Raw genomic sequence first — 21,144 nt, 5'->3', positions numbered from 1 at the left:
TATGCATAAGTCCGCCGCCATCCTGATCGTCGACGACTATCTCCTGATCCGCACCGCCGTGCGCCAGGTGCTGACGGAACTCGGCTTTTCCAACGTGTTCCAGGCCGAGAACGGCAAGACCGCGCAAGACCTCATGCGCAAGCAGACGATCGACATCGTCATCGGCGACTGGGGCATGCCGGTGATGAGCGGCCTGGACCTGCTGCACTGGATGCGCCACGACGCGCGCTATGCGAAGACGCCGTTCATGATGCTGACGGCCGAGGCGAATCCCGCTTCCGTGCGCAGCGCGCTGCGGGCCGGCGTCAACGCGTACATGATCAAGCCGTTCACCGTGCACAGCTTCGCCAGCAAGTTCATGGCGATGATCGGCACGGTGCAAGAGTCCGAGCCTGCGCCGGAACCCGTACCGCGGCCCGATTCCGCGCCGCCGCCGGTGCTGAAGCCGACGCCCGTCCAGGCCGACGTCATCGGCCTGCAGGCCCCGCTGGCCGAGCGCCTGAAGCGCTGCACGGTGCTGATCGTGGACGACGTGCCGACCAATATCGAGGTGCTGGCCGGCGCGCTGAAGGACGAGTACGCGATCAAGGTGGCGATCAGCGGCCGCAAGGCGCTGGAGATCGCGGCCGCCTTCCCCATCGATATCATCCTGCTCGACATCATGATGCCCGTGATGGACGGCTTCGAGACGTGCCGCCACCTGAAAGCCGATCCGAAGACGGCGCACATCCCGATCATCTTCCTGTCCGCGAAGGACGCCGTCGACGATATCGTGGGCGGCCTGCGCCTGGGCGCGGTCGACTACGTGTCGAAGCCCGCGGACCCGACGATCCTGAAGGCGCGCATCGCGACACATTTGGCGCTGGCCACCGCGATGGGCGACCTGAAGCGCCAGAACGAACTGCTGATCGAGAACGCGCACCTGCGCGAAGACGTGGAGCGGATGACGCGCCACGACCTCAAGAGCCCCATCGCCGTCACCCTGCACGCGAGCCAGGCGCTGCTCGCGGGCGACCTGCTGGATGCGCACCGCGAACATGCGCACATGATCGAGATGGCCGCCAATCACGCGCTCGACATGATCAACCGCACGCTCGACATCCACAAGATGGAAAAGGGCGAGTACCAGCCGGCGCTGCAGCCGTTCGACATGAAAGCGCTGCTGTCGCGCGTCGCGCAGCAGACCGAGCTCGCGTTCACGGACCGCCGCATCGCCATCCGCTTCGCCGCACCGGGCGACACCGTCTGCCTGGGCGAATCGCTGCTGTGCTATTCGATGTTCTCGAACGCCTTCAAGAACGCGGCCGAGGCGGCGGCGCCGGGCGGCACGATCAAGGTCGACGTGGCGCCGGGGCCCGGCAGCCTGCACGTCGTGATCGACAACGAGGGCGAGGTTCCCTTGACCATGCGCGGCCGCTTCTTCGACAAGTACGCCACGGCCGGCAAGCAGGGCGGCATGGGCCTCGGCACCTATTCGATCCGCCTGATGGCCGAGGTCCAGGGCGGCGACGCCACCATGGAGACGGGCGACGGGCACACGCGGCTGACGATCACCCTGCCCTGCGTGTGACGCAACGTTACGCGTGGGCGGGGGCCGCCCACCCTACGGTAATCGCCGCATCGTAGGGTGGGCACCCTGTGCCCACCATCCCCGATCAAACCAGCAACATCAGGTGTTCTCTCTCCCACGAACTGATCACGCGCGAAAACGTCGCGAACTCCAGCTCCTTCACTTCGCAGAACGCCTGCACGAACAAGGGGCCGAGCATGTCGGCCAGCGCCGGGCACCCGCGCAGCTGCAGGATCGCATCCTCGAGATTGCGCGGCAGGTCGCCGTGGATGTGCTCCGCGCTCTCGGGCGTTGGCGCCGACGGTTCCTGCCCTTCGACCATGCCGAGGAAGCCGCAGGCCAGCGTGGCCGCCATCGCGAGATACGGGTTCACGTCGACACCGGGCACGCGGTTTTCCACGCGGCGGCTGGCCGGGCTCGAGTTCGGGATGCGGATGCCGCACGTGCGGTTGTCGTAGCCCCAGTGCACGTTCATCGGCGCCGACTGGAAGCGCGACAGGCGCCGGTAGGAATTCACGTGCGGCGCGAACAGGAGTGTCGCCGCCGGCACGTAGCGTTCGAGCCCGCCGATGAAGTGGCGGAACAGGGCGCTCTCCGACCCGTCGTCGTTGGAAAAGATGTTGCGGCCGTCCGCGTCGACGATGCTCTGGTGCACGTGCATGGCGCTCCCCGGCTCCGTCTCCATCGGCTTGGCCATGAACGTGGCAAAGATGCCGTGGCGCAGCGCCGTTTCGCGCACGGCCCGCTTGAACAGGAACACGCGGTCGGCCAGCTCCAGCGCGTCCCCGTGCGTAAAATTGATTTCCATCTGCCCGGCGCCGGCCTCGTGAATCAGCGTCTCGACACCGAGCTCGTGCTGCTTGCAGAACGCCGACAGTTCCAGGAAGAACGGATCGAAGTCGTTGACGGCATCGATCGAATACGACTGCCGGCCCTGCTCCGTGAAGCCGCTGCGGCCCGTAGGCGGACTCAACGGCTCGTGCGGATTCGTCGTGCGCGCGACGAGATAAAACTCCATTTCGGGTGCCACGACGGGCCGCCAGCCCCGTTCGGCGTACAGGCCCAGCACGCGGCGCAGCACGGAGCGCGGGGCGAGGTCGACCTGGGTACCGTCGAAGTTCGTGCAATCGTGGATCACGAGCGCGACGCGCTCCGTCGCCCAGGGCACGACGCGGATCGTGGCCGGGTCGGGCACGCAGACCATGTCGGGATCGATGGAGCCGACGTACGGCGTGTTGTTCGGCTGTTCGCCATGGACCGTGTTCAGCAGCACGCTTTTCGGCAACCGCATGTGCTCGCCCGCCAGGAACAGGTCTTTCGGAAGGATCTTGCCGCGGGCAATGCCCGTCATGTCGGCGATGACGCACTCGACTTCGTGGATATTGTGTTCGCGCAGAAAATCGCGCATCGGATTATGCGCTTCGGAATCCATCACACCCTCGCTTGACTCGATGCGAGTCAATATAGCATCGGCGATTTTTAGGCCGCGCGCGGGTCGGACGGCCCCGTTTTCGCCCCATTTCCTCAATTAGTTGCCGCGATACCGCACTTCGCGTCATCGCCGTTCCGCCAAGCGCCGTCCTGCGTCATACTTTATGAATGGAACAGCTGACGACCACGACACAGCCGAAAACCACCCGCATGTGGCGTAACTACGCCTGCGCCTGGCTCGCGTACATGGTGCTGCTCGCGGTCGTGCTGCGGCTCGCCGACTCCAGCCAGCACGGCTACAACTGGCGCGGCCTGATCCCGATGCTGTGGATCGTGCCCCAGGCCTTCGTGCTCGCCCTGCACTGGCCGCTCAGCGGCTGGATGGAACGCCGCCACGTCCCGTTCGCGACGCGCTGCCTGATTCACGGCGTGGGCGCGCCGACGTACGCCATCCTGTCGTACGCGCTGCCGGGGCTCCTCTACGAGACGACGCAGCCGCTGTCGTTCTACGTGTGGCCCGTGCTGTATTCGATGATGGGCTATGGCGTCATCGCCACCGCGTTCCACATGATCCGCGCCAACGATGCGCGCCGCCTGCAGGAAGTCGCCGTGCAGCAGGCGCACGCGCTGCTCGTCGCGACGGAGCTGAACGCGCTGCGCAGCAAGCTCAATCCGCACTTCCTGTTCAACACGCTGCACTCGATCATCGCCCTCACCCGCAAGGACCCGAACGCCGCCGAGACCGCGCTGTTCCAGTTTTCCGACATGCTGCGCTACGTGCTGGACACGGAAAAGACGGGCAACGACCGCGTGACGCTGGACGACGAACTGCGCTTCGTGCGCGACTACCTGGAGCTGGAAAGCCTGCGCCTCGGCGCGCGCCTGCACGTCGACTGGGAGCTCGACGATGCCGCCTCCAGCCACCTGCTGCCCGCGCTGTCGCTGCAGCCGCTCGTCGAGAACAGCATCAAGCACGCGTTCAACCCGCACAGCCGGCCGGGCCGCCTGCTGATCCGCACGCGCCTCGACGCGCACACGGGCAGGCTCGTGCTGTCCGTCGGCGACGACGGCCCCGGCGCCGACATCGGCCGCGTGCGCGCGTCGAACGGCCTGGGCCTGCGCACCGTCGAGCGCCGCCTGCAACTGGAATACGGCACCGAGGAGGGACTCGCCATCGACACGGCGCCGGGCGCCGGCTTCGTCGTCACCATGGCCATTCCCCTGTCCGCCAACGACAAGGAATTCACATGAATGCCCGGACCGTGTTCATCGCGGAAGACGAACCGCTCGCGCGCGACGTCCTGCGCGACTTCATCTATGCCCATGCGGGCCTGCGCCTCGTGGGCGAAGCGGCGGACGGCGCCAGCGCGCTCGCGCAGATCTCCCGCATCCGCCCCGACATCGTCTTCATGGATATCCAGATGCCCGAGATGACGGGCCTGGACGTGCTGCGCCGCCTGACCGTCGTGCCGGACATCGTGTTCACGACCGCGTACGACCAGTACGCCGTGACCGCGTTCGAACTGAATGCCGTCGACTACCTGCTGAAACCTTTTACGCGCGCCCGCTTCGACGCGGCCGTCGCGCGCCTGCTGGAGACGCCGGGATCGTCCGTCCCCGCACCCGACGTCATCGGCGGCGCGCTCACGCTGGCGGTCGATCGTGTGCCGAGCCGCATCGAACGCATCCTCGTGCGCGACCGCGGCCGCATCTTTCCGCTGTCCGTGAACGAGATCGCCTACCTGAAGGCGGATGCGAAATACACGGCGATCGCCGCGCGCGGCCACACCTTCCTCGTGCGCATCGGGATCTCGGAACTGGAAGCCCAGCTGGACCCGGGCCGCTTCATCCGCATCCACCGCTCGGCGCTCGTGAACCTCGACTTCGTGGATTCCATGCGCGCGGACGACCAGTCGCAGCTCGAGATCACGATGCGCGACGGGGCCGTGCTGACGGCGAGCCGGGAAGCGTCGAAGATACTGCGCGAGATGGCGATCTGACTCCGGTAGGGTGGGCGGCCCTCCGCCCACGCGTAACGCCGGCATCACGCGAACGTCACGCGTGGGCACGGGGTGCCCACCCTACCGGGTCAGACCTGGATCCACGTCGTCTTGAGTTCCGTGTACTTGTCGAACGCGTGCAGGGACTTGTCCCTCCCGTTCCCCGACTGTTTATAGCCGCCGAACGGCACCGTGATGTCGTCGTTGTCGTACTGATTCACGTGCACGGTGCCCGCGCGCAGCTTGCGTGACGTGCGGATCGCGCGGCTCATGTCGGACGTCCACACGGCCGCCGCGAGGCCATACGGTGTCGCGTTGGCCTCGCGCACCGCCTCGTCCAGGTCCGTGAACGACAGCACGGACAGCACGGGCCCGAAGATTTCCTCGCGCGCGATGCGCATCGTGGACTCCACGCCGTCGAACAGCGTCGGTTCGATGTACAAACCGCCGGTCTGCGCGCGTGCCGCGTTGCCGCCCGCGAGCAGGCGCGCGCCGGCCGCCCTGCCGTCCTCGATATAGCCCAGCACCGTCTTCATCTGGATCGAATCGACGATCGCGCCCATCACGGTGGACTCGTCGAGCGGGTCGCCCGGCGCGTACTGCGGGATCAACGCGAGGGCCTTGTCGAGGAACGCTTCCCGGATCGATTCCTCGACGAACAGCCGCGACGGCGCGTTGCAGCTTTCTCCCTGGTTGAAATAGATCGCGCCGATGGCGCCCGCGACGGCCGCGTCGAGGTCGGGACAGTCCGCGCACACGATGTTCGCGGACTTGCCGCCCAGCTCCGTCCACGCCCGCTTCAGGTTCGACTGCCCCGCCATCTGCAGGATCTGTTTGCCCACGCGCGTGGAACCGGTAAAACCGATGCAGTCGACATCCATGTGCAGCGCGAGCGCGCGGCCCGCCTCGTCGCCGTAGCCGGGCAGCACGTTGAACACGCCTTCCGGCACGCCCGCTTCCAGCGCCAGCTCGGCCAGCCGCAAGGAGCTGAGGGGCGCCTTTTCCGACGGCTTCAGCACGACGCTGTTGCCGGCCGCGAGTGCCGGGCCGATCTTCCACGCGGCCATCAGCATCGGATAATTCCACGGGATGATGGCGGCGACGACGCCGACCGGTTCGCGCGTGATGAGGGCCAGGCTGTCCTGCGGGCTCGGCGCGACCTGGTCGTAGATCTTGTCGATGGCCTCGCCGTACCAGCGGATGCAGTTCTGCGCGAGCCGCACGTCCACACTCTTGCTGTAGCGGATGGGCTTGCCCATGTCGAGGGTTTCCAGCAGGGCCAGTTCGTCTTCGTGCGCGAGCATCAGGTCGGCGAAGCGGATCAGGGTGCGCTTGCGCTCGGCCGGGGCTTTACTCGCCCAGCGGCCGTCCTCGAACGCGGCGCGGGCGCTGGCGACCGCGGCGTCGACGTCGGCGGCGTCGCAGCGGGCCATCTCGCCCAGGATGCGGCCGTCGATGGGAGAAATATTGTCGAAACGGGCGCCCGATGCGGCGTCGATCCGCCGGCCCTCGACGACGGCGCGGCCGTCGATATGCACCCTTTTGGAACGCTCATGCCAGCCTGGCGTGGTCATAATGCCTCCATCAAGATTACAACTTGTTGTCAGGCCGATACTAGCAAACAAAATCGATCCAAATGCCGATTTCTGCCGCTATAATCGCGAATTTTTCCCCGCCGTAATTTCAGTTAATCGCCTGCCGCGGAGCATTTAATGAACACTATTCTGATTACGTCCGTTGTGCTCTACCTGCTCGGCACGCTCGGCCTGGGCGTATGGGCCGGCACGCGGATCAAGGACACGTCCGACTTCGCCGTCGCCGGCCGCAGCCTGCCGCTGATCATGGTCATCACGACGACGTTCGCCACCTGGTTCGGCGCCGAAACCGTGATGGGCATCCCGGCGAAGTTCGTGCAGGGTGGCCTGGGCGCGCTCGTGGAAGACCCGTTCGGCGCCGGCACCTGCCTGATTCTCGTCGGCCTGTTCTTCGCCGCCCGCCTCTATAAACTGAACCTGCTGACCATCGGCGACTACTACCGCGCCCGCTACGGCAAGGGCATCGAAGTCTTTTGCTCGGCTGCGATCATCCTGTCCTACCTCGGCTGGGTCGCGGCGCAGATCACGGCGCTGGGCCTCGTGTTTTCCGTGCTGACGGGCGGCGCGATGTCGGAGACGGCCGGCATGATCGTCGGCACGCTCGCCGTGCTGATCTACGTCGTCATCGGCGGCTTCCTGGCCGTCGCCATCACCGACTTCATCCAGATGATCGTGCTCGTGGTCGGCCTGTCCATCATCGCCGTGTTCTCGGCGAAGCTGGCCGGCGGCACCGGTGCCGTCATCGACATGGCCAACAACGCGAACCTGTGGCACTTCCTGCCGGAGCCGAAGTTCACCGACATCGCCTTCTTCGTCGGCTCGGCCGTGACGATGATGCTGGGCTCGATTCCGCAGCAGGACGTGTACCAGCGCGTGATGTCCGCCAAGAACGCCCCGACCGCGCGCGCCGGCGCCGTGATCGGCGGCGCCAGCTACATCATCTTCGCGTTCGTGCCGATGTTCGTCGTCGCGTGTGCCGTGATCGTGATGGGCAATGATGCGCTGGAACTGGCCAAGAGCGATTACCAGCGCGTGCTGCCCACGTTCGTGATGACGAAGATGCCGCTGATCATGCAGATCCTGTTCTTCGGCGCCCTGCTGTCCGCCATCAAGAGTACGTCATCCGCCACGCTGCTCGCCCCGTCGACGAGCTTCACGGAAAACATCCTGAAAAACCTGCGCCCGGGCATGAGCGACCGCCAGCAACTGCTCGCGATGCGCGTGACCATCGTCGTATTCGCCTCGCTCGTGCTGGCCTACGCGATCGCGATGAAGGGCACGTCGATCTACGACCTCGTGTCGTCCGCGTACCAGGTAACGCTCGTGGGCGCCTTCGTGCCGCTCGTCACCGGCCTGTACTGGAAGCGCGCGACGACGCAGGGCGCGATCCTGTCGCTGGTCGCCGGCATCGCCACGTGGATCGTATTCTTCCCGCAGATCTCGCCGCTGGGCGAAGTCTTCCCGGGCCAGCTGGCGGGCCTGCTGGCGGCGTTCGCGGGCATGTTCGTCGGCTCGCTGGCGCCGCAGGTTCTCAAGAACCGGCACGAGCCGCACAAGACGGCGCTCAGCGTGTAATCGTATAGGGTTGGCTCCCCGAGCCCACGCCGCACGCGGTTAGCCGTAGGGTGGGCTCCCCGAGCCCACCCCGCACGCGGTTAGTCCATCCATCCCCGTCCGGTCACGTCCTTCAGCGTCAGGTCGAGGCAATCCCGTATCCGCGCCACCATCTCGTCGATCTGCGCACAGGTCATCACAAGCGGTGGCGCGACGATCATCCGGTCCCCGACGGCGCGCATGATGACGCCGTTGTCGAACATGTGCTGCCGGCACACCATCCCCACCGCCAGGTCGCGTGCGAACGGTTCGCAGTCGTGCACCGTCGCGCCCTTGCGGCGCACGAGGTTCAGGCCGGCGGTCATGCCGATGCTCTCCGCGTGTCCGACGAGTGGATGCTCGGCCAGCCGCGCGAACGCGGCTTTCAAATGCGGCCCCGTCTCGCGCGCGACCTTGTCGACCAGTTTCTCGTCCTCGATGATGCGCAGGTTTTCCAGCGCCGCCGCGCACGCGACGGGGTGGCCGGAATAGGTGAAACCATGGTTGAAATCGCCGCCGCGCTCGATCAGCGCGCGCGCCACCCGCTCTCCGACCAGCACCCCGCCCAGCGGCACATAGCCGGACGTGACGCCCTTCGCGAACGGGATCAAATCCGGCCGCGTGCCCATGCGCTCGCTGCCGAACCACGTGCCCAGCCGGCCGAAGCCGCAGATGACCTCGTCCGAGATGAGCAGGATGCCGTACTTGTCGCAGATCCGCTGGACCTGCGGCCAGTACGTCTGCGGCGGGATGATGACGCCGCCCGCGCCCTGCACCGGTTCGCCGATGAACGCGGCAACCTTGTCCGGCCCCAATTCGAGTATCTTCCGTTCGAGCCAGTCCGCGGCCAGCAGCCCGAATTCCGCTTCGGACAAGCTTCGGCCGTGCTCGCCGAAATGCGGTTGCTCGATGTGGTGGATGTGCGGGATCGGCAGCGCGCCCTGGCCATGCATCGCCGCCATGCCGCCCAGCGACGCACCGGCAATCGTGCTGCCGTGATAGGCGTTGCGCCGGCTGATGACGATCTGCCGGTCCGGCTGCCCCATCAGCTGCCAGTAGCGCCACACCATGCGCAGCGCGGTGTCGTTCGCCTCCGAGCCGGAGCTCGTGAAGAACACGTGCTCGAAGCCGGGCGGTGCCAGGCTCGCCAGCTTTTCCGCCAGCCTCACGGCCGGCACGTTCGTCGTGTTGAAGAAGCTGTTGTAGAACGGTAAAACATCCATCTGCCGCGCGACGGCTTGCGTGATGGACGTGCGGCCATAGCCCACGTTCACGCACCACAGGCCCGACATGCCGTCGATAATTTTATGCCCGTCGGAATCCCATAAATAAATGCCCTCGCCGCGCACCATCACGCGCGCGCCCTTCGCGCTCAGGGCACCGTGGTCGGTGAACGGATGCAGGAAGTGGGCGCTGTCGAGCTGTTGCAATGTGCGGGTGTCATGGTCCTCACGGACCGGCGCGCGCAGGCCTGCCTCGAATGCCATGGTGTCGAAAGTCATGATGATCTCCTTGTCGTCGTCGTCGCATGGTCATACGTGCAGTAACAGGTGCTCCCGTTCCCACGGGCTAATGACCGTCATAAATTCCTGGTGCTCCAGTTCCTTGACCGCGGAATAGACGTCGACGAAGCGCTCGCCGAGGATGTCGCGCAGGCGGTCTTCGCCGCGCAGCAGGGTCAGCGCTTCGGACAGGCCTTGCGGCAGCTCGACCTTCATCTTGTAGGCGCTGCCTTCGACCATCGGTGTCGGTTCCAGCTGTTCCTGGATGCCGAGGTAGCCGCACGCCAGGGTGACGGCCAGCGCGAGATACGGATTCGCGTCGGCGCCGATCACGCGGTTTTCCACGCGCCGGTCCTGCGAGCCGGACACGGGCACGCGGAAGCCCACGGTGCGGTTGTCCACGCCCCATTGCAGGTTGATCGGGGCGGCCGTGTGGCGCACGATGCGGCGGTAGGAATTGACGTACGGCGCGACGATCGCCATCGCGGAGGGCATGTATTTCTGCAGGCCGCCGATGTAGTGGCGGAACAGGTCGGACGGCGATCCATCCACATTGCTGAAGATGTTGCGGCCGGATTCCGCGTCGACGACGCTCTGGTGCACGTGCATCGCCGAGCCGGGCTCGCCAGCCATCGGCTTGGCCATGAAGGTGGCGTACATGTCGTGTTTCAAAGCCGCTTCGCGCAGGGTGCGCTTGAAGTAGAAGACCTTGTCGGCGAGGCCCAGCGGTTCGCCGTGCTGGAAATTGATTTCCATCTGACCGGCGCCGATCTCGTGGATCAGGGTGTCGACGTCGAGGCCCATCATGTCGCAGTAATCGTAGATGTCTTCGAACAGCGGGTCGAATTCGTTGACGGCGTCGATGCTGTAGACCTGGCGGCTCGTCTCGGAGCGCCCGCTGCGGCCGATCGGGGCGGCCAGCGGCAGGTCGGGGTCGATGTTTTTCGCCGTCAGGTAAAACTCCAGTTCGGGCGCGACGAGCGGCTTCCACCCCTTTTTCTCGTACAGCTTCAGCACGCGGCGCAGCACGCTGCGTGGCGCGAAATCAACCAGCTTGCCGTCGGAGAAATAGCAGTCGTGGATCACCTGCGCCGTCGGATCGACGGCCCACGGCACCATCGTGATCGTGCCCGGGTCGGCCTTCAGGATCATGTCGCGGTCGGTGGTGGAGATTGCGCGGTCGAACGCGTCGTCGTCGGACGGCGAATTGCCCGTCACGGTCATGCCCAGCACGATTTCCGGCAGGCGCATGCCGCGGTCCTCGGTGAATTTCACGCGCGGGAGGATTTTTCCACGCGCGACGCCCGTCAGGTCGGGCACCAGGCATTCGATTTCGGTGACTCGTTTGCCGTTGAGCCACTCGTCCATGTCGTTGTACGAAAAATTGTCGCGGATAGCCATGATGTTTCCTCTGTCCGTTAATGGATTGCACGCGAGCGCAAACGCGCCGCCCGCGGGCTGCGTGGGATCGAGCAGAGATCAGGGAAGCTATGGGACAGGCGTGACCGCCCATGTCGCGTCGGGGGTCATGATGGTGTCCGTTTCGTTGATCTGTAGGCGCGGCAGGCGGCGCCGAATGCGCCGAACATCTTCATCGAATGGGGATTGTGGACGATGCGCCATTCCGGATGCCATTGCACGGCCAGCGTAAAACCGGGCGCGTCCTTCACCGAGAAGGCTTCCACGAGCCCATCTTCCGCCGTCGCTTCGACGACGAGGCCCGACGCCAGTTCGTTCACGCCCTGGCCATGCAGGGAATTCACGGGGATTTCCGGCAGACCGATGATCTGGTGCAGCATGCCGCCTTCGACGAGCTGCACCTTGTGCGCGTCGCCGTACTGCTCGTCCATGCCCAGTTCGGGATTCTCGCGGTGATCGAAGTGCCCGGGTACCGCCTGCACCGCCTGAAACAGGCTGCCGCCCAGCGCCACGTTCATTTCCTGGAAACCACGGCAGATTGCGATGATCGGGATGCCGCGTTTCACGGCCGCGCGGATCAGCGGCAACGTGGTCTGGTCGCGTGCCGGGTCTTGCGGCAGCGACGGGTCGAGCAATTCTTCGGAGTAATAGCTGGGATGAACGTTCGATGCCGAGCCGGTCAGCATGATCCCGTCGCACAGCGCGAGCATCGTTTCCAGGTCGAGCGCCTCCCCCAGCGACGGCAGGATCAGCGGGGCGCAGTCGGCACCGAGGACGACGGCGTCGACATACTTGTGCTGGGCCGCGTGGTACGGGTGTTCACCGAAATCGCGGGTGCAAGCGGGGACGAAAACGATCGGGCGCATGGTCTCTACCTTGTAGTGAGCGCACAGGAACCATCATACGTACAAAGTGGTCCGAATGCGAGTGGCCGTTGTTTCAGATCAAGGAAACCGCGTTCCCATTGCAAACGCTTCCTGGGATCTGCTAGTCGAGCGGGTTCGCGGTTGTAACCCGTAGCAAAAGCTTAACGTCAACTGAAGAACGATGCCAACACAAACGAGGCCTTGGCGAGCATCGTGCTATGTTGTTCCCGCCCGAACGACATGACAACGAGGAACCCATGCTGAACCTCAATGATTCTTCCCTGCTGCGCCAGCAGGCGTACATCGACGGCGCCTGGTGCGACGCCGACGACGGCAAGACCGTCCCCGTGATCAACCCCGCCACCGGAGAAACGCTCGGCACCGTGCCCCACATGGGCGCACGGGAAACCCGGCGCGCCATCGATGCGGCACAGGCGGCCTGGCCCGCGTGGCGCAAGAAGACGGCGCGCGAACGTGCCCTCGTCCTGCGCAAGTGGAACGACCTGATGCTGGACAACGCGGACGACCTGGCCGCCATCATGACGGCCGAACAGGGCAAGCCGCTGGCCGAATCGAAGGGAGAAATCGCGTACGCCGCCTCGTTCCTGGAATGGTTCGGCGAACAGGCCAAGCGCATCGAGGGCGACGTGCTGGAATCGCCCGCGCGCGACCGCCGGATCGTCGTCACGAAGGAACCGATCGGCGTGTGCGCCGCGATCACGCCGTGGAATTTCCCGGCCGCGATGATCACCCGTAAAGTCGGCCCGGCGCTCGCGGCGGGCTGTCCGATCGTGCTGAAACCGGCGGAGCTGACGCCCTATTCCGCCCTCGCGCTGGCCGTGCTGGCGGAGCGCGCCGGCGTGCCGAAGGGCGTCTTTTCGATCGTGATCGGGGACTCCAAAGCGATCGGCGCGGAGATGTGCGCGAATCCCATCGTGCGCAAGCTCAGTTTCACGGGTTCCACGCAGGTCGGCCGGTTGCTGATGGAACAATGCGCGCCGACCGTCAAGAAACTGTCGCTGGAATTGGGCGGCAACGCGTCGTTCATCGTGTTCGACGACGCCAACCTCGATGCCGCCGTCGAAGGCGCGATGGCCTCGAAATACCGCAACATGGGGCAGACCTGCGTGTGCGCGAACCGCATCTACGTGCAGGATGGCGTCTATGAGGCGTTTGCCGAAAAGCTGACGGCCGCCGTCGCGAAGCTGAAGGTCGGCAACGGGATGGAGCCGGGCGTGAACCAGGGACCGCTGATCGAAGAAAAAGCCGTCGAGAAGGTCGAACACCACATCGCCGATGCGCTCGGCAAGGGCGCCCGTGTGCTGCTCGGCGGCAAGCGCCACCCGCTGGGACTTACCTTCTTCGAGCCGACCGTGCTGGCCGACGTCACGCCGCAGATGCTGATTTCGGACGAGGAAACGTTTGGCCCCGTGGCGCCGCTGTTCCGTTTCAAGACCGACGAGGAAGCGATCGCCCTGGCCAACGCGACGGAGTACGGGCTGGCGTCGTACTTCTACGCCCGTGACATCGGCCGCGTGTGGCGCGTGGCCGAGCAGATCGAATCCGGCATGGTGGGCGTGAACACTGGCCTGATCTCCAATGAAGTCGCACCGTTTGGCGGGGTCAAGCAATCCGGGCTCGGGCGCGAAGGGTCGAAGTACGGCATGGATGACTATCTCGTCATCAAGTACATCTGCCTGGGCGGGATCTGAATGCCGTCCGGACCGCCCGAGCGGATCACGGACGCGCCACTGTTCGTCGTGCCGCGCACGCTGGACGCCTTGCGCGCCTGGCGTGCCGGGCCGAAGCTTGCCGACCTGAGGCCGGAAGCGCCAGAGCATGCGCGGCTGGCGGCCGAACTGGACCGATTGGGCGAGCGGCTGCTCGGCGGCATCGGCGCCCATCCCACGCGATTCTGGGCCATGCTGCAAATCCGGCAATCGCTGGAAGCGGTTGCCGGCGAGCGTCCCCGGGCACGGCGTTGCTTCTGTCAGGAACTCGAACATCTATTGGCCATCCTGGGCATCGATGACGTGGACGGCTTGGTCGCGTTTTACCTTACAGAACGGTAAGTCGCACCTTTCTGTTCCCGTTGCCCCATTTCCACAAAGAAATTAACTCGTTGTGCTGTAGGACTAATCCTACTAAAATCGCTTCAAATTTTAGTCTTATCTCTCTAACATTGGGCGACGTCGTCACGGCAAGAGTCAGCGCGCCGTAAGCCGTGATCGCATCCTCGCAACAGTGTTTCCCACAATGACACCCCTGACCGCCGACTCTCGGTTGTGTGCCTTCTCGAAAAAAAAGAAAGATTCAATGAAGCTGAACAATCTGAAAATCGGCCAGCGTCTCGGCCTGGGCTTCGGCCTGATGGTGGCGCTGCTGCTGCTCGTGGCCGCGACCGGACTCACCAACATGTCGTCGATCAACACGCTGATGCGCCGTGTCGTCGACGAAAACAATGCCCGGCTCAGTACCGCCAACAGCATGCGTGACGCCCAGCGCCGCATTTCCCAGGGCATTCGCGACGTCATCCTGGCGGAAGACGACGCCAGCATCGCGCGCGAATCCGCAAGCGTCGACGCGGCCTGGAAAGACTACGACCACGCGTACCAGGTCCTGGAAAATCTCGTCAAACGCCCGCAGGGCAAGTCCTTCCTGCACAAGATCGCCGATGCCCGCGCGACAGCCCTGCCCCTGATCGCGACGGCCACGCAACTCGGCAAGGAAAACAGGAACGAGGAAGCGTTCGCGCAACTCAAGACGAAGGTCGTGCCGGCCGTGGCGGCCTGGCAGAAAACCATCGGCGACATGGTCGATTACCAGACTGCCCGCAACGAGGAGGACCAGAAGGAAGGCGTGGTCCGGTACGAACAGGCGAGCATGCTGCTGTGGGGCGTGGCGGGTCTCGCCACCCTTCTCGCCGTGGCCGTCGGCTGGCTGTTCACGCGCTCGATCACGCATCCGATGCGCCAGGCAATCGCCATCGCCAAGACCGTTGCGGCCGGCGACCTGACGAGCCGCATCGAGGTGGACACGAAGGACGAGACGGGCGAGCTGCTGGCCGCGCTCAAGGCCATGAACGAATCGCTGCGTTCCATCGTGCACCAGGTGCGCGACGGCACCCGGACGCTGTCCACGGCCACCGACGAAATCGCGACGGGCAACCTCGACCTGTCGAGCCGCACCGAGCAGCAGGCCAGCGCGCTGGAAGAAACCGCATCGTCGATGGAAGAGCTGACCTCGACCGTCAAGCAAAATGCGGAAAATGCGCGCCAGGCGAATGTGCTGGCGCAATCGGCATCCGAAGTCGCGGTGCGCGGCGGCGTTGTCGTCGCCGACGTCGTCACGACCATGGGATCGATCAACGAATCCGCCAACCGCATCGTGGACATCATCGGCGTCATCGATGGCATCGCGTTCCAGACCAATATCCTGGCGCTGAACGCCGCCGTGGAAGCGGCCCGTGCCGGCGAGCAGGGCCGTGGCTTCGCCGTCGTCGCGTCGGAAGTGCGCAACCTGGCCCAGCGTTCGGCCAGCGCGGCCAAGGAAATCAAGACGCTGATCGGCGATTCGGTCAGCAAGGTCAACGAAGGCAGCCGCCTCGTCCACGAAGCGGGCGCGACGATGGAAGACGTCGTCGGCAGCGTACGCCGCGTGACGGACATCATGGCCGAGATCACTGCGGCCAGCCTGGAACAGGAAGCCGGCATCCAGCAAATCAACCAGGCCGTGAGCGAAATGGATTCCGTCACCCAGCAGAATGCCGCACTGGTGGAAGAAGCGGCCGCGGCGGCGCAGTCGCTCCAGGTGCAGTCGGGTCAGCTGGAGCAGATGGTCAGCACGTTCCGGCTGGCGGACGAGGGACCGGGGCGCAGGGTGAGCGGCTCCGCCGGCCACGCGTCCAGCCACCGTGTGCGTATCGCGATGGCTTGACCGTCACGGCCTATCGCTTGTACTCGTCATACTTGCGCGCGTCGCCACGTACCTGGTCGGCCGGGTATTTGGCGCGGTTGAGCACCATCTTTTCCTGCACGGCGGCGAGCAGGTCGACGTCGAGCTTGTCCGCCAGGCGCACGAGATAGACGAGCACGTCGGCCATCTCGTGGCGCACTTCCACGAGCTTGTCCGCGCCGAGTTCGTCCGCACGGCCGTGCTGCAGCCACTGGAAGTGTTCCAGCAGCTCGGCCGCTTCCACCGTCAGCGCGGACGCGAGGTTTTTCGGCGTGTGGAACTGGTCCCAGTCACGCTCCTCGACGAACTGGCGCACGATGGCGCGCAGTTGGTCAAGTTCGCCGCCGGGCTGCATCAGGGCACCTCGAAAAACCGTAGCGAGCGGTAGCAATGCTGTTCGAGAAGCGCAGCTGTACGAGTCGTACAGCGAGCATCGCAGAACGGCAGTGCAACGCGCAGTAGGTGTTTCGACGTGCCCGTCACTTCAGGTAGCCCTGCAGGATCTTGTCCAGCTTCGGCTGGATCTCGTCGTAGCTGCGGACGGTGACGCCGAGGTCGCGCAGCAGGCCATCATGCACGCCGTAGACCCAGCTGTGGATGGTGATGTCCTGGCCCCGCTCCCACGCATCGCGCACGACCGTGGTCTGGGCGATGTTGATGACCTGCTCGGCCACGTTCAGTTCCACGAGACGGTTTGTGGCGGCCGTGCCGGCGACATTGCCCAGGTATTTGCCGTGCTTGTCGCGCACGTCGCGCACGTGGCCGAGCCAGTTGTCGGCCAGGCCGACGCGGGTGTTGTTCAGCGCCGCGCCCACGCCCGAGCAGCCGTAGTGGCCGCACAGGATGATGTGCTTGACCTTCAGCACGTCGATGGCGAACTGCAGCACCGTCAGGCAGTTCAGGTCGGAGTGGGAGACGACGTTGGCAATGTTGCGGTGGACGAACAGTTCGCCCGGCGCCATGCCGACGAGTTCATTCGCGGGCACGCGGCTGTCGGAGCAGCCGATCCACAGGTATTCCGGGGATTGTTGGGAGGCCAGATCCTTGAAGAAATCAGGATCCTCCTGGATCATCGCCGCCGCCCATTGGCGGTTGCGTTCGAAGAGGTCTGCGGCGGTGAGGCCGGTAGGGGTCTTTGCCATGACGTTTTACCTTGCTCTAAAACTTGTTTAATCGACCACATTCTGGTCAAAAAAAACCGCCGGGGCTCGCGCGCCCGGCGGTCCATCCGCTATCTTACTCGAAGAAGTCCTTCACCTTGTCCATCCAGCCCTTGCTCTGCGGGCTGTGCTTCGAACCGCCTTCGTTCGTCAGGCGGTCGAATTCGCGCAGCAGGTCTTTCTGCTTCTCGGTGAGCTTGACGGGCGTCTCGATCACGACGTGGCAGAACAGGTCGCCGGAGTAACCCGAGCGCACGCCCTTGATGCCCTTGCCCTTGAGGCGGAAGGTCTTGCCGGTCTGGGTACCTTCGGGGATCGTGAACGAAACCTTGCCGCCCAGCGTGGGCACCTCGATCTCGCCGCCCAGTGCAGCCTTGCTGAACGAGATCGGCATTTCGCAATGCAGGTCGTCGCCTTCGCGCTGGAACACGGTGTGCGGCTTGATGTGGATCTCGACGTACAGGTCGCCCGGCGGCCCGCCGTTCGTACCCGGCTCGCCGTTGCCGGTCGAGCGGATGCGCATGCCGCTGTCGATACCCGCCGGGATTTTCACTTCCAGCGTCTTGTTGCGCTTGATGCGTCCGGCGCCGCCGCAGGATGCGCACGGTTCCGGGATGATCTTGCCGCTGCCGTGGCATTTCGGGCAGGTCTGCTGGATCGAGAAGAAGCCTTGCTGCATGCGCACCTGGCCGTGGCCGTGGCAGGTCGTGCAGGTGATGGGCGACGTGCCCGGCTTGGCGCCGCTGCCGTGGCAGGTGTCGCACTTGTCCCAGCTCGGCACGCGGATCGTCGTGTCGAAGCCGGCGGCTGCCTGTTCCAGCGTAATTTCCAGGTTATAGCGCAGGTCGGCGCCGCGGTACACCTGCGGGCCCGAGCTGCGGCCGCGGCCGCCGCCGAAAATGTCGCCGAAGATGTCGCCGAACGCATCGCCGAAGCCGCCGGCACCGAAGCCGCCGCCCATGCCGCCGTTCGGATCGACGCCAGCGTGACCGTAGCGGTCATAAGCCTCGCGCTTTTCCGGATTGGTCAGCATCTCGTAGGCTTCCTTGACCTCCTTGAACTTCTCTTCCGCTTCCTTGTTGTCGGGATTGCGGTCCGGATGGTACTTCATCGCAAGCTTGCGATAGGCCTTCTTGATCTCGTCTTCCGAAGCGGTCTTCGCGACGCCGAGGATCTCGTAAAAATCACGCTTTGCCATTTGTCGGCACCTTGCTGTCTATCTACAAAAGAACTGTGGCGGACCAGGCTGACACCTGCGATCGCACAGCCCAAAAGGATACGAGTATACAGTGAGCATGTCGGGCTTGCGCGACTCGGCCGTAAAAACAACGGCCGAATCGCTCCCGCTGATGTTGGACACACCACAAAAAAACGAGCCGGGCACCATGAGGTCGCTTCGGCTCGGGGTTGCGGCGGCGGGGCGGGCCTTGCATCAGGTCCGCCCCGCCAGGACGTCCTTACTTGGCGTCCTTGACTTCCTTGAAGTCGGCGTCCACGACGTCGTCTTCCTGCTTGGCCGACTCGGCACCCGGCTGCTGGCCGCCAGCCTGCGCGCCCGCGGCGCCCTGCTGGGCCTGCATGTCGGCGTACATCTTCTCGCCCAGCTTCTGCGCGGCGGTCGACAGCGCAGCCACCTTGGCGTCGATCTCGGCCTTGTCGCCCGACTTGATCGAACCTTCCAGGTCGGTGATCGCGGCTTCGATCTTTTCCTTCTCGCCGGCGTCCAGCTTGTCGCCGTATTCGGTCAGGGACTTCTTGGTCGAGTGCACCAGCGCGTCGGCCTGGTTGCGCGACTCGGCCAGTTCCTTGACCTTCTTGTCTTCTTCCGCGTTCAGCTCGGCGTCCTTCACCATCTTCTGGATCTCGTCTTCCGACAGACCCGAGTTGGCCTTGATGGTGATCTTGTTTTCCTTACCGGTGGCCTTGTCCTTCGCGCCCACGTGCAGGATGCCGTTGGCGTCGATGTCGAAGGTCACTTCGATCTGCGGCGTGCCGCGCGGTGCCGGCGGGATGCCTTCCAGGTTGAACTCGCCCAGGCCCTTGTTGCCGGCGGCGATTTCGCGTTCACCTTGATAAACCTTGATGGTTACGGCCGGCTGGTTGTCGTCGGCGGTCGAGAACACCTGCGAGAACTTGGTCGGGATCGTGGTGTTCTTCTGGATCATCTTGGTCATCACGCCGCCCAGGGTTTCGATACCCAGCGACAGCGGGGTCACGTCCAGCAGCAGCAGGTCCTTGCGGTCGCCGGCCAGCACGGAGCCCTGGATGGCGGCGCCGACTGCGACGGCCTCGTCCGGGTTCACGTCCTTGCGCGGATCCTTGCCGAAGAACTCCTTAACTTTTTCCTGCACCTTCGGCATACGGGTCATGCCGCCGACCAGGATGATGTCGTCGATGTCCGAGACCTTCACGCCCGCATCCTTGATGGCGACGCGGCACGGTTCGATGGTCTTGGCGATCAGTTCCTCGACCAGCGCTTCCAGCTTGGCGCGGGTGATCTTGAGGTTCAGGTGGACCGGCGCGCCGTTCGCCATGGCGATGTACGGCTCGTTGATCTCGGTCTGCTGCGACGACGACAGTTCGATCTTCGCGCGCTCGGCCGAAGCCTTGATGCGCTGCAGCGCGATCGGATCCTTCGACAGGTCGAGGCCGTTGATCTTCTTGAACTCGTCGATGATGTAGTCGATGATGCGCTGGTCGAAGTCTTCGCCGCCCAGGAACGTGTCGCCGTTGGTCGACAGCACTTCGAACTGCTTCTCGCCATCCACGTCGGCGATCTCGATGATCGACACGTCGAACGTACCGCCGCCGAGGTCATACACGGCGATCTTGCGGTCGCCCTTGTCGGTCTTGTCCAGGCCGAATGCCAGCGCGGCCGCGGTCGGCTCGTTGATGATGCGCTTGACGTCCAGGCCGGCGATGCGGCCGGCGTCCTTGGTCGCCTGGCGCTGCGAGTCGTTGAAGTACGCCGGGACCGTGATGACAGCTTCCGTCACTTCTTCGCCGAGGTAGTCTTCGGCGGTCTTCTTCATCTTGCGCAGCACTTCGGCCGAGATCTGCGGCGGCGCCAGTTTCTTGTCGCGCACACCGACCCACGCGTCGCCGTTGTCGGCCTTCGTGATCGTGTACGGCATCAGGCTGATGTCCTTCTGGACTTCCTTCTCGTCGAATTTACGGCCGATCAGGCGCTTGACCGCGAACAGGGTGTTCTTCGGGTTGGTGACGGCCTGGCGTTTCGCCGGCGCGCCGACCAGGATCTCGCCATCTTCCTGATAAGCGATGATCGAAGGCGTAGTACGGGCGCCTTCCGCGTTTTCGATGACCTTGGGCTGACCATTTTCCATGATCGCCACGCAGGAGTTGGTGGTGCCCAGGTCGATACCGATGATTCTGCCCATAATATTTTCCTTTTTAGTACTAAGTTTTCAGATGTGTCGAATATTGGGAAATGTCGCGTAGTTTCAAGAGCTTATTCAGCCTTGCAGCAACATTATTTCGGTGCGGCGGCGGTCACGATGGCCGGACGCAGCAGGCGGTCGGCGATCATGTAACCCTTCTGCAGGACGGCCACCACGGTGTTCGCTTCCTGGTCGGACGGCACCACGGCCACGGCCTGGTGCCTGTTCGGGTCGAGCTTGTCGCCCGGCTGCGGCATCACTTCGACCAGGCGGTTCTTCTCGAACGCGGCGGTGAGCTGCTTCAGGGTCATCTCGACGCCTTCCTTGATCGATTCGACCGTCGGCGCTTCGACTTTCAGCGCCATCTCGAGGCTGTCGCGCACGGGCACCATGGCCTCCGCGAAGCTTTCGATGGCGAACTTGTGGGCCTTGCTCACATCTTCCTGGGCACGGCGGCGGATATTGTCCGCCTCGGCCTTGGCACGCATGAAGGCATCGTGCATCTCGGCCAGCTTGGCTTCGGTGGCGCTCAGCTGTTCTTCGAGGCCGGGCTCGTTGGCCGGTGCGGCCTGCGCTGCCGCGGGTGCAGCCGCATCGGCGGCTTCCGGCTGATTGCTCACCTCTTGGTTTTCTTGGTCTTGCATCGAAAAAACTCC

Annotated in this window: 17 protein-coding genes; 7 read left to right on the top strand and 10 right to left on the bottom strand. The window is 64.6% G+C overall.

Going from position 1 to position 21,144, the window contains the following annotated elements; translation table 11 throughout:
• Position 1: 1 nt before the first annotated feature.
• Positions 2-1,570: a response regulator gene (locus ACL58G_RS07220; RefSeq protein ID WP_440965980.1), complete on the top strand. Its 1,569-nt coding sequence runs from the start codon at positions 2-4 to the stop codon at positions 1,568-1,570.
• A gap of 85 nt (positions 1,571-1,655) precedes the next feature.
• Here ACL58G_RS07220 and ACL58G_RS07215 read toward each other — a convergent pair whose 3' ends face one another.
• Positions 1,656-2,978 (bottom strand): glutamine synthetase family protein, encoded by a 1,323-nt coding sequence (locus tag ACL58G_RS07215; protein ID WP_440965978.1) that lies wholly within the window; start codon positions 2,976-2,978, stop codon positions 1,656-1,658.
• 233 nt (positions 2,979-3,211) lie between these two features.
• Here ACL58G_RS07215 and ACL58G_RS07210 point away from each other — a divergent pair, with 233 nt between their 5' ends.
• Entirely contained in the window at positions 3,212-4,252 is a 1,041-nt protein-coding gene (locus ACL58G_RS07210; RefSeq protein WP_440965977.1) for a sensor histidine kinase, read from the top strand.
• The gene (locus ACL58G_RS07205; RefSeq protein WP_413381653.1) at positions 4,249-5,001 is read left to right on the top strand and encodes a LytR/AlgR family response regulator transcription factor; all 753 of its coding nucleotides are present in this window, start codon (positions 4,249-4,251) and stop codon (positions 4,999-5,001) included. The genes ACL58G_RS07210 and ACL58G_RS07205 overlap by 4 nt, the downstream gene beginning before the upstream one ends.
• An 89-nt stretch (positions 5,002-5,090) precedes the next feature.
• Here ACL58G_RS07205 and ACL58G_RS07200 read toward each other — a convergent pair whose 3' ends face one another.
• On the bottom strand, positions 5,091-6,575 hold the full coding sequence (locus tag ACL58G_RS07200) for an aldehyde dehydrogenase (RefSeq protein ID WP_440965975.1): 1,485 nt from the start codon (positions 6,573-6,575) through the stop codon (positions 5,091-5,093).
• Positions 6,576-6,713: 138 nt separating this feature from the next.
• Between ACL58G_RS07200 and ACL58G_RS07195 the strand changes: the two genes are divergently transcribed.
• Positions 6,714-8,171 carry a sodium:solute symporter family protein gene (locus ACL58G_RS07195; RefSeq protein WP_413381647.1) on the top strand — a complete coding sequence of 486 codons (1,458 nt, stop codon included), beginning with the start codon at positions 6,714-6,716 and terminating at the stop codon, positions 8,169-8,171.
• Between the two features lie 80 nt (positions 8,172-8,251).
• On the opposite strand, the gene ACL58G_RS07190 is transcribed toward ACL58G_RS07195, so the two are convergent.
• The 3 genes from ACL58G_RS07190 to ACL58G_RS07180 all read right to left on the bottom strand — a co-directional run bounded on the left by ACL58G_RS07190 (position 8,252) and on the right by ACL58G_RS07180 (position 11,976).
• Positions 8,252-9,691, bottom strand: coding sequence for an aspartate aminotransferase family protein (locus tag ACL58G_RS07190; RefSeq protein ID WP_440965973.1), 1,440 nt, complete (start codon positions 9,689-9,691; stop codon positions 8,252-8,254).
• A 30-nt stretch (positions 9,692-9,721) separates the two neighbouring features.
• On the bottom strand, positions 9,722-11,092 hold the full coding sequence (locus tag ACL58G_RS07185; RefSeq protein WP_056124109.1) for a glutamine synthetase family protein: 1,371 nt from the start codon (positions 11,090-11,092) through the stop codon (positions 9,722-9,724).
• 125 nt (positions 11,093-11,217) lie between these two features.
• Complete coding sequence (locus tag ACL58G_RS07180) at positions 11,218-11,976, bottom strand: gamma-glutamyl-gamma-aminobutyrate hydrolase family protein (RefSeq protein ID WP_413381638.1); 759 nt, start codon at positions 11,974-11,976, stop codon at positions 11,218-11,220.
• Between the two features lie 257 nt (positions 11,977-12,233).
• Between ACL58G_RS07180 and ACL58G_RS07175 the strand changes: the two genes are divergently transcribed.
• The 3 genes from ACL58G_RS07175 (at position 12,234) to ACL58G_RS07165 (ending at position 15,912) form a co-directional block, all read left to right on the top strand.
• Positions 12,234-13,688, top strand: coding sequence for an NAD-dependent succinate-semialdehyde dehydrogenase (locus tag ACL58G_RS07175; RefSeq protein ID WP_440965970.1), 1,455 nt, complete (start codon positions 12,234-12,236; stop codon positions 13,686-13,688).
• Complete coding sequence (locus tag ACL58G_RS07170; RefSeq protein ID WP_440965968.1) at positions 13,689-14,048, top strand: hypothetical protein; 360 nt, start codon at positions 13,689-13,691, stop codon at positions 14,046-14,048.
• A 244-nt stretch (positions 14,049-14,292) separates the two neighbouring features.
• The gene (locus ACL58G_RS07165) at positions 14,293-15,912 is read left to right on the top strand and encodes a methyl-accepting chemotaxis protein (RefSeq protein WP_440965966.1); all 1,620 of its coding nucleotides are present in this window, start codon (positions 14,293-14,295) and stop codon (positions 15,910-15,912) included.
• Positions 15,913-15,922: 10 nt separating this feature from the next.
• Here the strand turns inward: ACL58G_RS07165 and ACL58G_RS07160 are convergent, their stop codons facing one another.
• The 5 genes from ACL58G_RS07160 to grpE form a co-directional block, all read right to left on the bottom strand.
• Positions 15,923-16,285: a nucleotide pyrophosphohydrolase gene (locus ACL58G_RS07160; protein ID WP_440965964.1), complete on the bottom strand. Its 363-nt coding sequence runs from the start codon at positions 16,283-16,285 to the stop codon at positions 15,923-15,925.
• A gap of 124 nt (positions 16,286-16,409) precedes the next feature.
• Positions 16,410-17,072: a carbonate dehydratase gene (gene can, locus ACL58G_RS07155; protein ID WP_413336950.1), complete on the bottom strand. Its 663-nt coding sequence runs from the start codon at positions 17,070-17,072 to the stop codon at positions 16,410-16,412.
• Positions 17,073-17,166: 94 nt separating this feature from the next.
• Positions 17,167-18,288 (bottom strand): molecular chaperone DnaJ, encoded by a 1,122-nt coding sequence (gene dnaJ / locus ACL58G_RS07150; RefSeq protein ID WP_413336951.1) that lies wholly within the window; start codon positions 18,286-18,288, stop codon positions 17,167-17,169.
• 259 nt (positions 18,289-18,547) lie between these two features.
• Complete coding sequence (gene dnaK, locus ACL58G_RS07145; RefSeq protein WP_413381623.1) at positions 18,548-20,488, bottom strand: molecular chaperone DnaK; 1,941 nt, start codon at positions 20,486-20,488, stop codon at positions 18,548-18,550.
• 92 nt (positions 20,489-20,580) lie between these two features.
• Positions 20,581-21,132: a nucleotide exchange factor GrpE gene (gene grpE / locus ACL58G_RS07140; RefSeq protein ID WP_413381620.1), complete on the bottom strand. Its 552-nt coding sequence runs from the start codon at positions 21,130-21,132 to the stop codon at positions 20,581-20,583.
• Positions 21,133-21,144: the final 12 nt, after the last annotated feature.

It is taken from the genome of Massilia sp. GER05, assembly GCF_052056005.1.
GTDB lineage: Bacteria > Pseudomonadota > Gammaproteobacteria > Burkholderiales > Burkholderiaceae_D > Telluria > Telluria orientalis.
Note: the sequence above shows the minus strand (reverse complement) of the source record. Positions and strands in the feature narration are given on the sequence as shown.

Coding starts and splice junctions, on each gene's coding strand:
- ACL58G_RS07220 (WP_440965980.1), top strand. CDS start 2: ATGCATAAGTCCGCCGCCATCCTGATCGTCGACGACTATCTCCTGATC.
- ACL58G_RS07215 (WP_440965978.1), bottom strand. CDS start 2,978: ATGCGCGATTTTCTGCGCGAACACAATATCCACGAAGTCGAGTGCGTC.
- ACL58G_RS07210 (WP_440965977.1), top strand. CDS start 3,212: ATGTGGCGTAACTACGCCTGCGCCTGGCTCGCGTACATGGTGCTGCTC.
- ACL58G_RS07205 (WP_413381653.1), top strand. CDS start 4,249: ATGAATGCCCGGACCGTGTTCATCGCGGAAGACGAACCGCTCGCGCGC.
- ACL58G_RS07200 (WP_440965975.1), bottom strand. CDS start 6,575: ATGACCACGCCAGGCTGGCATGAGCGTTCCAAAAGGGTGCATATCGAC.
- ACL58G_RS07195 (WP_413381647.1), top strand. CDS start 6,714: ATGAACACTATTCTGATTACGTCCGTTGTGCTCTACCTGCTCGGCACG.
- ACL58G_RS07190 (WP_440965973.1), bottom strand. CDS start 9,691: ATGACTTTCGACACCATGGCATTCGAGGCAGGCCTGCGCGCGCCGGTC.
- ACL58G_RS07185 (WP_056124109.1), bottom strand. CDS start 11,092: ATGGCTATCCGCGACAATTTTTCGTACAACGACATGGACGAGTGGCTC.
- ACL58G_RS07180 (WP_413381638.1), bottom strand. CDS start 11,976: ATGCGCCCGATCGTTTTCGTCCCCGCTTGCACCCGCGATTTCGGTGAA.
- ACL58G_RS07175 (WP_440965970.1), top strand. CDS start 12,234: ATGCTGAACCTCAATGATTCTTCCCTGCTGCGCCAGCAGGCGTACATC.
- ACL58G_RS07170 (WP_440965968.1), top strand. CDS start 13,689: ATGCCGTCCGGACCGCCCGAGCGGATCACGGACGCGCCACTGTTCGTC.
- ACL58G_RS07165 (WP_440965966.1), top strand. CDS start 14,293: ATGAAGCTGAACAATCTGAAAATCGGCCAGCGTCTCGGCCTGGGCTTC.
- ACL58G_RS07160 (WP_440965964.1), bottom strand. CDS start 16,285: ATGCAGCCCGGCGGCGAACTTGACCAACTGCGCGCCATCGTGCGCCAG.
- can (WP_413336950.1), bottom strand. CDS start 17,072: ATGGCAAAGACCCCTACCGGCCTCACCGCCGCAGACCTCTTCGAACGC.
- dnaJ (WP_413336951.1), bottom strand. CDS start 18,288: ATGGCAAAGCGTGATTTTTACGAGATCCTCGGCGTCGCGAAGACCGCT.
- dnaK (WP_413381623.1), bottom strand. CDS start 20,488: ATGGGCAGAATCATCGGTATCGACCTGGGCACCACCAACTCCTGCGTG.
- grpE (WP_413381620.1), bottom strand. CDS start 21,132: ATGCAAGACCAAGAAAACCAAGAGGTGAGCAATCAGCCGGAAGCCGCC.